This window comes from Streptomyces mayteni, from assembly GCF_054783955.1.
In genome coordinates this window covers 1-9,347 of record NZ_BAAGPR010000184.1, presented here as the reverse complement: position 1 = coordinate 9,347, position 9,347 = coordinate 1, and the positions used below count along the sequence as shown (strand labels likewise).

The window sequence follows — 9,347 nt, the reverse complement described above, 5'->3', positions numbered from 1 at the left end:
CCGACCCCGCCGGCCGCGCCGTGCACCAGCACGGCCCGGCCGGCGCCGACGCCCGCGCCGAGCCGGTCGAGGGCCCGGGTGGCCGTCTCGACGTTGGCCGCGGCGCCGCCCGCCTCGTCCCAACTCCAGGCGGCAGGCTTGGCCGCCCAGGCCATCAGCACGGCGTGCTCGGCGTTGCCCCCGCCGAGCCGCGCCGGGTCGGTCATGCCGAACACCGCGTCGCCCGGCGCGACGCCGGTGACGCCGGCGCCGACCTCGTCGACCACGCCGGCGGCGTCCACGCCGGTCACGTGCGGGAAGGCCAGCGGTATCGACTCGCGCAGCCGGCCGGCGCGCAGATAGGTGTCGGCCGGCGTCAGGCCCGACGCGACGACCCGGATCCGGATCTCGCCGGGACCCGCGTGCGGTGCCTCGACCTCGCCGACCCGCAGCTCGTCGGCCGGCCCGTACCTGGTGATCAGAACAGCTCTCATGCGTCCGGACCGTAGTGGAACACCCCGTCCGGATAGCTAAAGTGAGAGAGATGACCGGCGAAGTGCTCCACAAGTTGCGTTCCGACGCCCGCGACAACCGCGAACGGATCCTCACCGTGGCGCGCGCGGCGTTCGCGGCCGACGGCCTCGACGTGCCGATGCGGGAGATCGCCCGCCGGGCCGGGGTCGGCGCGGCCACCCTCTACCGGCGCTTCCCCACCAAGGACGACCTGCTCACGGCGGCCTTCGCCGAGCAGATGGCCGAGTGCACCGCCATCGTCCACGAGGCCGCGGCGGCGGCCGACCCCTGGGAGGGGTTCCGGCTGCTGGTCGAGAAGGTGATGGCGATACACGCCGTCGACCGGGGCTTCACGGCCGCCTTCACCTCGGACCTCCGCCGGGCCAGGGCCGTCGACGACCACCGCGAGCGCGCGCTCGGCCCGCTGCTCGAACTCGTCCGCCGCGCCAAGGAGTCGGGCGCGCTGCGGGCGGACTTCGTCCTGGACGACCTCATCATGGCGCTGATGGCCAACGGCGGCATCCGCGCCGCGACACCCGCCGCGACGGCGGCGGCCTCCCGCCGCTTCGCGGCCCTGATCCTCCAGTCCTTCCACACCGACCCGACCCCCACCCCCCCCCCACCCCCCGTCCGCCTCCCCCTCGTCGTGACCTGACACACCACGGGCCGCCTGCGGCCGGCCGGCCGCCTCGCGGTGGGCTGGCCGGTGTGGGCAAGCGGCACCCTCGGCCGTCCGTCCCGGCCGGTTGGCCGCTTCGTGGCGCTGCCGAACCGCCTTGGACCGACGGGCTGTTCGGGCGGTGGCTCACCGCTCAGGGACGAAGCCGCGAAGGCGGAGCCCTTCGGGCCGGTCGCGTGGGCGGCCCGGCACCGGAGCGGCCTTGGGTCGCGCCGGAGGCTCGCCGCCTCACGGCGGCGCCGCGCTACGCCCGCTGGGCGTCGCGCCGGGGCGGACCCGTCGGGCCGTCCGGCCCGGCCGGTGGCGGTGCCGCACCGGCGCCGCTGAGGCCGGTAGGCCGCGCCGACCTGGCGGATCGACCGGGGCGGCCCGGCGGCGCCGTACCGGCGGACCCCTTTCGGGCCCCGGGGGCCAGTGGCCGGCAGGCCGGGCCGCAACCCCGACTGGCCCTTCGGACCGCTCAGGCCGGCAGGCCGGCCCGGTCAGGTCGACCAGGCGGAGAGGGTCTCCTCGGAGACGGGGAAGCCCGGGAAGCGGGAGAGCCGGATCAGAGGGATGGCGCGGAAGAGTTCGCCGTGTTGGGGGTCGGACAGCATCGATGCGAAGGGGCTGCCGGCCAGGGCCTTCCGCAGGCGGGGGCCGGCCTCGGGGTGGTCGAGCCAGTGGCCGACCTCCGACTCGGGGGTGAGGGGCCTGGCGATCTCCTCGCCCGTCAGGTCGAGCACCGCGGAGAGCCTGATGTCGCGGGACGAGGCGCCGACCCGCAGGTCGAAGGCGCCGCCCTCGACCACCCAGCGGCCCAGCGGCGTGTGCCAGAACGCGAAGGCGCGCGGGCCGAGTTCGAGCGTCACCCGCTCGCTCGTCCCCGGTTCGAGCGCCACCCGCGCGAACGCCCGCAGCTCCCGCTCGGGGCGGTAGACCGAGCAGACCGGGTCGCCGACGTACAGCTGCACCGTCTCGCGGCCGGCCAGCCGGCCGGTGTTGGTGACCGTGAGGCCCACCGTGACCCGCGGCGCGGCGTCGTCCGCCAGCACGTCGACCGTCAGGTCCGCGTACTCGAAGGTGGTATAGGACAGGCCGTGGCCGAACGGGTAGGCCACCTCGATCCGGTGCGCGTCGTACCACCGGTAGCCGATCAGCAGGCCCTCCGCGTAGCGCACCGCGCCGTGCTCGCCGGGGAACGCGCCGATCGTCGGGTTGTCCTCGTACCGCACCGGGATCGTCTCGGCCAGCCGGCCCGACGGGTTGGCCAGGCCGAGCAGTACGTCGGCCACCGCGGCGCCGCCCGCCTGCCCGAGCAGCCAGCACTCGAGGACCGCCTTGGCCGCGCCCTGCCACGGGTCGAGCAGCACCGCGGCGCCGTTCGACAGCACCACCACCACGTTGGCGTTGACCTCGGCCACCGCCCGCACCAGCTCGATCTGCTGCGCCGGCAGCTCCATGTGCGGCCGGTCGTAGCCCTCGGACTCGTAGCTCGGCGGCAGCCCGAGGAAGAGCACCACCACGTCGGCGGCCCGCGCGTGTTCCACCGCCTCCGCCACCAGCGTCGGGTCGGCCGCCTCGGACTCCACGACGTAGCCGGCGGCGAACGTCACCTCCCGGGCCCCGTCGAGCGCGGCGCGCAGCGAGCCGAGCGCGTCGTCCAGCCGGGTGGGGTTGACCTGCGAGCTGCCGGCGCCCTGGTAGCGCGGGCTGCGCGCGAACTCGCCGACCACCGCGATCCGGCCGCCCGACTCCGGGTCGAGCGGCAGGATCGCGTCGTCGTTGCGGAGTAGCACCACCCCGCTGGTGGCGGCCTCCCTGGCCAGCTCGTGGTGCGCCGCGACGTCGAAGGTCCGGCCCGGTTCGAGCGCCGGCAGGGCCCGGTCCACCAGGCCGAGCACCCGGGCCGCCGCCTCGTCCACCTCGGCCTCGGTCAGCCGCCCCTCACGGACCGCGGCGAGCAGCGCGCGGGTGCCGGCGCCGCCCGACGACGGCATCTCCAGGTCGAGGCCGGCCCGCAGCCCCGCGTCCCGCCGGTTGACCGCGCCCCAGTCGGAGACCACCAGGCCGTCGAAGCCCCACTCCTCGCGCAGCACCTCGGTCAGCAGCCAGCGGTGCTCCGACACGTAGGTGCCGTTGAGCCGGTTGTACGAGCACATCACGGTCCACGGTCGGGCCCCGGTGACCACCCGCTCGAAGGCCGGCAGATAGATCTCCCGCAGCGTCCGCTCGTCCACCTCGGCCGAGACCGACATCCGCTCGGTCTCCTGGTTGTTGGCGGCGAAGTGCTTGAGCGAGGTGCCGACCCCCTGGCCCTGCACCCCGCGCACGAACGCCGCCGCCAACTCGCCGGCCAGCAGCGGATCCTCGGAGAAGTACTCGAAGTTGCGGCCGCACAGCGGGGTCCGCTTCATGTTCACGCCGGGGCCGAGCAGCACCGTCACCCGCTCGGCCCGGCACTCCCTGCCGAGCGCCGCGCCGACCCGTTCGAGCAGCGCCGGGTCCCAGCTGGCCGCCAGGCCCACCGCCGGCGGGAAGCAGGTGGCCGGCACGCTCCGCGCAAGACCCAGGTGGTCGCCGTCGGCCGTCTGCTTGCGCAGCCCGTGCGGCCCGTCCGTGACCATGACCGCGGGGATGCCGAGGCGGGCCACCGGCTGGGTGTGCCAGAAGTCCGAACCGTCGAGCAGCGACGCCTTCTCCTCCAGGGTCAGCTCGGTCAGGAGGGCGGGGACGTCGAACATGCCGGGTCTCCTTCGGCAGGGCGGCCGCGGCCGGGGTGGCCGGGGCGGCCGAGGCTTGGCGTGAAACGGACGGTCCGGACGTCAGGCTAACGCGACGCCCCGCTCGCCCGCCGTAATCGGGATGCGCCCGATCAGGCCGTCTCGGTAGCGTGCGCCCAATGACGCCTGACCCCGCGCGGCCCCGGGCCGCCGTGTCCGTCCCCGCCGGCCTGGTCGAGCGGCTCAGGCGCGCCGGCTGCGTCTTCGCCGAGGACGAGGCCGGGCTGCTGGCCGAGACGGCGCGGACCCCCGCCGAACTCGACGCGCTCGCCGCCCGCCGCGCGGCCGGCGAGCCGCTCGAACAGGTGCTTGGCTGGGCCGAGTTCCACGGCCTGCGGATCGCCGTGGCCCCCGGGGTCTTCGTGCCGCGGCGGCGCACCGAGTTCCTGGTCGACCAGGCCGTAGCGCTCGCCCCGCCCCGGGCCGTGGTGCTCGACCTGTGCTGCGGCTCGGGCGCGCTCGGCGCCGCGCTGGCGACCCTGCTCGAAGAACCCGAGGTGCACGCCGCCGACCTCGACCCGGCCGCCGTCCGCTGCGCGCGCCGCAACCTGGCAGGCGTCGGCGGCCACGTCCACGAGGGCGACCTGTACCGGGCGCTGCCCGAGACGCTGCGCGGCCGGGTGGACGTGCTGGTGGCCAACGTGCCCTACGTCCCCACCGACGAGGTCGGGCTGCTGCCGGCCGAGGCACGCGACCACGAGCCGCTGCTCGCCCTGGACGGCGGCGCCGACGGCCTCGACGTGCTGCGCCGGGTGGCGGACGGGGCGCCCGGGTGGCTGGCCCCGGGCGGCAGCCTGCTGGTGGAGACGAGCGAGCGGCAGGCGCCGGCGGCCGCCGCCGCGTTCGGCGCGGCGGGGCTCACCACCCGGCCCGTGTGGTCGGACGAGTGGCACGCGACCGTGATCGTCGGGCTCCGCGAAGCGGACTGAACGGCCGCCGGAGCCACCTCTTCTGAGGGAGTGTGACGACCGATCGGTTTCGGCCGCTTTCAGTCGTGGTCGGCTTTGGTCGGAGAAAGACGTGGCATGACTTCTCCTGGCCGGCCGTCGCCGGTCTATCCCCGCCTCAGGGCGCCGTCGGGAGAGAGATGGGCACCGCATGACGACACATCGGCCGTTCGCCGTGGGCGTCGCGCTGTCGGCCGCGCTGCTGGCCCTGGTCGCGGAGACCGCCGAGGCCGCCGGGCCGTCCGCCGCCGGCGGGCCGGTGAACGCGGCGTTCACCCGCGCCGCCGACGAGTACGGCGTGCCGCGCGACCTGCTGGTGGCGGTCGGCTACGGCCAGACCCGACTCGAAGGACACCGGGGGCGCCCCAGCCAGGCGGGCGGCTACGGCGTGATGCACCTGGTGTCCAATCCCGTCCAGCAGACCCTGGAGCTGGCCGCCGAACTCACCGGCACCGACCGCGACGAGCTGCGCCGCGACACCGACGACAACATCCTCGGCGCCGCCGCCGTGCTGCGCTCCTACGCGGACGGCCTGGGCCTCGACGCGGCCGAGCGCGCCGAGCCGGGCGCCTGGTACCCGGCCGTCGCCCGCTACGGCGGCGGGGACGACGTGGCGGCGGTCGCCTACGCAGACGCCGTGTACGGACTGTTGACCGACGGCATCGAGGCGCGGATCCCGACCGGCGAGACCGTGCACGTCGAGGGCCGGCCGGTGATCCCGGAGCGCGGCGGCTACGCGGACGTCGGCCAGCCGCTCTCCGCGCTCGCCGACACCGAGGGCCCCGACTACCCGTCGGCCCGCTGGGTGCCGGCCCACCCCGAGAACTACGCGCCCGGCCGCACCGCCGAGATCACCACCGTCGTCGTGCACGTCGCCCAGGGCTACTACGACGGCACCATCTCCTGGTTCCAGAACCCGGCGGCCCGGGTGAGCTCGCACTACGTGGTGCGCTCCCGCGACGGCGAGGTCACCCAGATGGTGCGCGACGCGGACAGCGCCTGGCACGCCAAAACGGCCAACGCCTCCTCGATCGGCATCGAGCACGAGGGCTTCATCGACGAACCCGCCTGGTTCACCGAGCCCATGTACCGCTCGTCGGCCGAACTGACCCGCTTCCTCTGCGACCGGTACGGCATCCCGCGCGACCGGGAGCACATCGTCGGCCATGTCGAGGTGCCGGGGAACGACCACACCGACCCGGGCCCCAACTGGGACTGGGACCACTACCTGGAGCTGGTCGAGCAGGCCGGGGAAGGGCCGGACTGAGCCGGCGGCCGGTCCCCGGCCCTCCCTTACGGCCAGACGTTGGCCCCGGCCTCGAAGTCGGCCGGGTCGGTCTCCACCGGCAGCACACACAGCAGGTGCCCGCCGGGGGCGCGCAGGATCCGGCACTCCTGCCAGCGGGACACCTCCTCGGCGCCGAGCGCCAGCAGGCGAGCGGTCTCGGCGTCCAGGTCGTCGGTCTCGATGTCGATATGGAAGCGCGGCGCGTCGTCGACCGCCTGCACGGCGGCGACCAGGCCGGGCAGCGCCCCGACCAGCGTGGTGAACTGCGGTGCCTCCTCGAACGGCCGGGCGGGGGCGCCGAGGGCGGCGGACCAGAAGGCGGCGCTGGCCTCGGCCTCGGCCGTCGGGGCGTCGATGATGATCGCGTAGACGCGGCTCCTGTGCATGCGCCGCACGCTACCGAGCACCCCGCCGGTCCGTCCTCCCTCTTTTCCCGACCGGCAGCCGGCCGCTAGCCGCCCTGGACGCCGGTGTAGTCCGAGCCCACCGTGAGGACGAGCGCGCCGGGCGGCCCCGAGTCGTCGGCCTCGGTCGTGGCGCCCGGCACCCGCGCGGCCAGCAGTTCCGCCTGTTCCGCGAGGCCCTCCGGGTAGCCGACGACGGTGTGCGCGACCTCGCCGGCCGCCGCGTTGCCGGTGCCCACCACGATGAAGCCGGCATTGGTGAGCCGCTCGGCCACCTCGCCCGCCTGCCCCGTCACGCCGGTGCCGTTCAGCACCTGGACCTGGACGTCGGAGGGGCGGAGCGACGGCAGCTCCTCGGCGGCCGCGTCCAGCTCCTCCTCGGTCAGCTGCTCGTCCCTGGCCAGCGAGTCGAACAGCAGGCTGGCCCGCGGGTACTCCCAGACCACGTTGGCCGTGTCCTCGGGGACGTCGAGCTCGCGCGGATAGTTGGGCACCGTGATGAAGGTCAGGTTCTCCTCCGGCACCCGCTGCAGGTCCTCGGCCAGGTCGTAGAGGGGGCGCAGGCCGGCCAGCTCCGGGTCGGTGGTCAGCGAGCTGGTGACCGCGTCGAGGAAGCCGTAGAGCGCGGTCGGGTCGGTCAGCTTGGACTGCGCCTCCTCGGCCAGCGAGCGCATGAACTCCTGCTGCCGCTCGATGCGCCCGATGTCGCTGCCGTCGCCGACGCTGTAGCGGACCCGGACGAAGCCGAGCGCGTCCTCGCCGTCCAGGGTCTGGCAGCCGGCCGGCAGGTCGACGTGGGCCTTGTCGTCCTGGATCGGCTCGTCCAGGCAGACGTCCACGCCGCCGAGGGCGTCGACCATCTCCTTGAAGCCGAGGAAGTCGAGCGAGACGAAGTTGTCGATGCGGAGCCCGGTGTTCTGCTCCAGGGTCCTGATGGTGCAGGCCGCGGCGCCGCCCACGTCGCCGTTCATGCCGCCGATCGCGAAGGACTCGTTGATCTTGCCGTGGTGCGGCTCCGACTCGGTGCCGTCGCCCAGGTCGCAGGCGGGTATGGACACCCACGAGTCCCGGGGTATGGAGACCACGGTGGCCCACTCACGGTTGGCCGCGATGTGCACGATCATCATCGTGTCGGACCGCATGCCCTCGGTCTCGCCGTAGGCGCCGTCGGTGCCCTCCCGGGTGTCGGAGCCCGCCACCAGCATGGTCATGGCGTCCGGGCTGAGGTCCTCAGGACGGTCGTCGCCGAGCCGGTCGTCGATCTCGGCGGCCTGGATGTTGCCGTTCAGCTGGTAGTAGAGCCAGCCGAGGGTGCCGCTGGCGGCCAGGACGAGCACGGCGAGGCCGATGGCGGTCCACATCAGGATCCGCCTGCCACGGCTGGGCGGCGCGGACTTCGCGCGCCTGCTTCGATGTGTGCCGGCCAAGCCGGTCCCCCGTTCGGTGATGGGTGCTGCCAGGGGCCTGAAATCTACAGCACTGTAGAAGGTGGCTGGAACGCGGTCTCCTGTCAGTACGATGGCCCTCGGGACGGACGAGTGGAAGAGTGCGCGGACACGCGAGGCTCGAAAGGCGGCTGACGTGACGGCAGGGGACGCCCGCGCGCGCCGGCGCGGCCAGGGAGAGCTGGAGGCGCAGGTGCTCGCCGCGCTGCACGAGGCCGCCGGGCCGGTCTCGGCCGCCTGGGTGCAGGAGCGGCTCGGCGGCGACCTGGCCTACACCACCGTGATGACCATCCTCTCCAGGCTGCTCGCCAAGCAGGCCGTGACCCGGCAGCGGGCCGGCCGCTCCTTCCTCTGGTCGGCGGCCGCCGACGAGGCCGCGCTCGCCGCCCTCCGGATGCGTCGGGTACTGGACCGCGAGACCGACCGGGAGGCGGTACTCGCCAGCTTCGTCACCGCGCTCTCCCCGGACGACGAGCGCCTGCTGCGGCTGCTGCTCGCCCAGGCCACCGAGGAGCCGGAGGACTGACGCGATGGGCCTGTTCGTCCTGCTTCCGCTCATCCTGCCCATCACCGCCTGGCCCATCGCCCGGCTCGCGGAGCAGCATCTCCACCCACGCCGGGCGACCTGGCTGCTGGCCGGCGTGACGGCGGTCCTCGCGCTGTGCAGCACGCTCTGCGTCGCCCTGATCGCGGTCGTCGGCACGGCCGCCGTGCCGGGCAACCCGCTCCCCGACAGCTGGTCCGACCCCCAGGTCCGGGCCGCCGTCCCCTTCGACGAGGTCATGGGCCGGGCCTCCATCCCCGCCCTGGTGGCCGTCGCCTGCGCCGCCGTCTTGACCCTCTGGCACCACCGGCGGGTCCGGCACACCGCCGAGGCCGCGCTCGCCGGCCTGCCGCCCTCCCCGGTGGCGGTGCTGCCGGACGACGTCCCCTACGCCTACGCCCTGCCGGGCCGGCGCGACCGCGTGGTGGTCTCCACCGCCATGCTGGCCTGCCTCAGCGGCCGCGAGCGGCGGGCGCTCTTCGCGCACGAACGCGTGCACCTCGCCCACCGCCACCACCGCTTCCTGCTGGTCGCCCAACTCGCGGCCCGCGCCCACCCGTTCCTGCGGCCGCTGCGGACGGCCGTCGCCTACAGCGCGGAGCGCTGGGCCGACGAGGAGGCCGCCAGGCTCCTCGGCGACCGGCGCCTGATGGCGCGGGCCGTCGGCAAGGCGGCGCTGGTCTGCCGCGACACCCCCGCGCCGACCTTCGCGGCGCTGGCCGCGCCTGGGCCGGTCCCGCGCCGGGTCGCGGCCCCCCTCGGCCCGGGGCCGCCGGCCGCCGGCGT

The 9,347-nt window shown here is 75.0% G+C and carries 8 protein-coding genes and 1 pseudogene; 5 read left to right on the top strand and 4 right to left on the bottom strand.

From position 1 onward, the window contains the following. Nucleotides 1–473, bottom strand: a 473-nt coding sequence (locus ACYVPE_RS38120) for an alcohol dehydrogenase catalytic domain-containing protein (protein ID WP_461038426.1), incomplete at its 3' end; no start/stop codon positions are given. Between the two features lie 50 nt (nucleotides 474–523). Between ACYVPE_RS38120 and ACYVPE_RS38115 the strand changes: the two genes are divergently transcribed. Next, the gene (locus tag ACYVPE_RS38115) at nucleotides 524–1,147 is read left to right on the top strand and encodes a TetR/AcrR family transcriptional regulator (RefSeq protein ID WP_461038425.1); all 624 of its coding nucleotides are present in this window, start codon (nucleotides 524–526) and stop codon (nucleotides 1,145–1,147) included. Nucleotides 1,148–1,653: 506 nt separating this feature from the next. Here ACYVPE_RS38115 and ACYVPE_RS38110 read toward each other — a convergent pair. After that, nucleotides 1,654–3,894, bottom strand: coding sequence for a glycoside hydrolase family 3 C-terminal domain-containing protein (locus tag ACYVPE_RS38110; protein WP_461038424.1), 2,241 nt, complete (start codon nucleotides 3,892–3,894; stop codon nucleotides 1,654–1,656). Between the two features lie 158 nt (nucleotides 3,895–4,052). Between ACYVPE_RS38110 and ACYVPE_RS38105 the strand changes: the two genes are divergently transcribed. Next, nucleotides 4,053–4,862, top strand: a complete 810-nt coding sequence (locus ACYVPE_RS38105) for a putative protein N(5)-glutamine methyltransferase (RefSeq protein WP_461038423.1) — start codon at nucleotides 4,053–4,055, stop codon at nucleotides 4,860–4,862. A 169-nt stretch (nucleotides 4,863–5,031) separates the two neighbouring features. Continuing rightward, nucleotides 5,032–6,138, top strand: a pseudogene (locus ACYVPE_RS38100) (N-acetylmuramoyl-L-alanine amidase); the annotation flags it as partial. Between the two features lie 35 nt (nucleotides 6,139–6,173). Here the strand turns inward: ACYVPE_RS38100 and ACYVPE_RS38095 are convergent. Continuing rightward, nucleotides 6,174–6,554 (bottom strand): VOC family protein, encoded by a 381-nt coding sequence (locus tag ACYVPE_RS38095; protein ID WP_461038422.1) that lies wholly within the window; start codon nucleotides 6,552–6,554, stop codon nucleotides 6,174–6,176. A 65-nt stretch (nucleotides 6,555–6,619) separates the two neighbouring features. Beyond that, nucleotides 6,620–7,933 (bottom strand): LCP family protein, encoded by a 1,314-nt coding sequence (locus tag ACYVPE_RS38090; RefSeq protein WP_461038421.1) that lies wholly within the window; start codon nucleotides 7,931–7,933, stop codon nucleotides 6,620–6,622. A 220-nt stretch (nucleotides 7,934–8,153) separates the two neighbouring features. Here ACYVPE_RS38090 and ACYVPE_RS38085 point away from each other — a divergent pair, with 220 nt between their 5' ends. Continuing rightward, on the top strand, nucleotides 8,154–8,543 hold the full coding sequence (locus ACYVPE_RS38085) for a BlaI/MecI/CopY family transcriptional regulator (RefSeq protein WP_461038420.1): 390 nt from the start codon (nucleotides 8,154–8,156) through the stop codon (nucleotides 8,541–8,543). A gap of 4 nt (nucleotides 8,544–8,547) precedes the next feature. After that, nucleotides 8,548–9,347, top strand: an 800-nt coding sequence (locus ACYVPE_RS38080; protein ID WP_461038419.1) for a M56 family metallopeptidase, incomplete at its 3' end; no start/stop codon positions are given.

Coding starts and splice junctions, on each gene's coding strand:
- ACYVPE_RS38115 (WP_461038425.1), top strand. CDS start 524: ATGACCGGCGAAGTGCTCCACAAGTTGCGTTCCGACGCCCGCGACAAC.
- ACYVPE_RS38110 (WP_461038424.1), bottom strand. CDS start 3,894: ATGTTCGACGTCCCCGCCCTCCTGACCGAGCTGACCCTGGAGGAGAAG.
- ACYVPE_RS38105 (WP_461038423.1), top strand. CDS start 4,053: ATGACGCCTGACCCCGCGCGGCCCCGGGCCGCCGTGTCCGTCCCCGCC.
- ACYVPE_RS38095 (WP_461038422.1), bottom strand. CDS start 6,554: ATGCACAGGAGCCGCGTCTACGCGATCATCATCGACGCCCCGACGGCC.
- ACYVPE_RS38090 (WP_461038421.1), bottom strand. CDS start 7,933: ATGTGGACCGCCATCGGCCTCGCCGTGCTCGTCCTGGCCGCCAGCGGC.